The organism is Candidatus Methylacidiphilales bacterium (assembly GCA_025056655.1).
Classification (GTDB): Bacteria; Verrucomicrobiota; Verrucomicrobiia; order Methylacidiphilales; family JANWVL01; genus JANWVL01.
In genome coordinates this window covers 1-1,766 of record JANWVL010000170.1, presented here as the reverse complement: position 1 = coordinate 1,766, position 1,766 = coordinate 1, and the positions used below count along the sequence as shown (strand labels likewise).

Sequence of the window (1,766 nt, the reverse complement as noted above, 5' to 3'; positions counted from 1 at the left end):
GGGTATACAGGGCGAGAGATGTTGGTGAATACGTGGGGTGGGCTTGGAGCGGGGTTATATGATTATAGAAACCGCATCTATAGCACGGTCCACGGCCGCTTCCTGCAACCGGATCCGATAGGGTTCGAGGCTGAAGATGTGAATTGGTGTAGATATGTGGGGAATAATGCGGTGAATTATACGGATCCAGAGGGGTTGTTTATAAGCCATATAAAATGCTGGATGGAGATTATTAAATGGGAAAAGAATTGTAAAGATAAGATTCCTAAGTGTGATTGTGAAAAGATGGATCTTTTAGAATTTATTGAATGCCTTCAGAAAAGAAATGAAGCAATAGCAAAATGTATGGCAGATTCTAAAAATATGTTTAAGGAGTGCCTTAAAGCAACGAAGGTCCCTCCAGCTAGGCCGCGACCTTCAAATTGATTATCTAGCTTAAATATAGAAAATAATATATATGAAACATTGGTTTTTATCTATATTCATTATTATTTGTTTGATGATTTTTGGATCTTTAATTCTAAAGAGTTATCTTAATACTATCTATTTTATGAATCTAGTATCTATAATTGATTATGGTATTTTATGTAAAGATAAAAAGTATGAAGAGTTAATAAAAAAAATTTCTAGCGACATAGAAACAAACGTATTAATGATTAAATCAATTGATCAAAAAGAATATCAAAATGCTTGTTCGCTAGCATTTGATTATTTTTATCAATTATCAAAAGCTTATCACATAGATGGAAACAATGAACTATCCAAAAAATATTGGAATGAGGCTCTTCGTTACGCCGACAAAAGAATTTCTGGAATGACATTTATGGAATACTTTGAGCTGAGAAATAAAATCAGCTCATCTGACGAGCCTGCATCGACAGGTGAAATAAGTGAATAAAACGGATTTTCTTAACTAGTTATTGATTAACAATTATTATAGAATATAGTTTTATTTCTTGCGAATACTGTAGAATAACTACAGCTACGGATGTGAGAGCAGCGGAAGGAAAATAGGGGGGAGAAGCGCAGTATATAAATATTTTGAACTGCAGATAAGTTCTAAAAAACACATAATTGATTTTGATTTATTTTGACATTTCAGGAATTGGCTTTGGAATTTGCGGTAAGTAGGAAATTCGTTTTCAAGCAAAATAAATCTTTACAAACAATCCAGATGATGCAAGATGATGGGGTGCTAAGTATAATAGAAAATCGATCACAAAAGGAGTCAGCAGTGCCCTTGCTGCTGAATCTCCCATCATTTTTCTTTATTGACTCCGCACAAAACCGTATATTCATCAGCACCACAGGTCGATTCTTGCACACTGACTCAATCGGCCTCAAATTCGATGATGTGAGGTATGGGGAGAATGGGCCGTTGAATTATACGGATACGGAGGGTGGAGTTGCCTGGGCTGCTATATCAGGATTACTATCAACAGCATTGCACACAATTACCAATTATACATTAAACAAAATGCCTGATTGTGCTAAGGGATGTAGGGATGATTGTATAAAATGTTGTGAATCCCTTGCTTCGAGCATGGGCACATGGAGCAAAGGGTGCTGCATACCTTACAAGAATGGTTGGGTGTGCGGGTTTAGTTTTGCCAGGGATTGTCCTCGCATGCACTCAAGCAGTGAACGCAGAATATGCTACAGGTGCTCAAAACATTATTCAGTCTATATCATCATGTAAAGGTTCTTGTAAATGAATGCCATTATAGAATTCTTTGTTGAACATCCGCCGTTTTTTAGTGCAACGC

The 1,766-nt window shown here is 36.4% G+C and carries 2 protein-coding genes; both read left to right on the top strand.

The features are described from left to right. The coding region (locus NZM04_10890) for an RHS repeat-associated core domain-containing protein (GenBank protein MCS7064521.1) at nucleotides 1–426 on the top strand (426 nt) is incomplete at its 5' end. A 124-nt stretch (nucleotides 427–550) separates the two neighbouring features. Then, a complete protein-coding gene (locus NZM04_10885) occupies nucleotides 551–898 on the top strand; it encodes a hypothetical protein (protein MCS7064520.1) in 348 nt (115 codons plus the stop codon). Nucleotides 899–1,766 lie beyond the last annotated feature (868 nt).

What these genes read in the sequence shown, in the direction of transcription:
- NZM04_10885 (MCS7064520.1), top strand. Translation starts at nt 551, where the DNA reads ATGAATCTAGTATCTATAATTGATTATGGTATTTTATGTAAAGATAAA.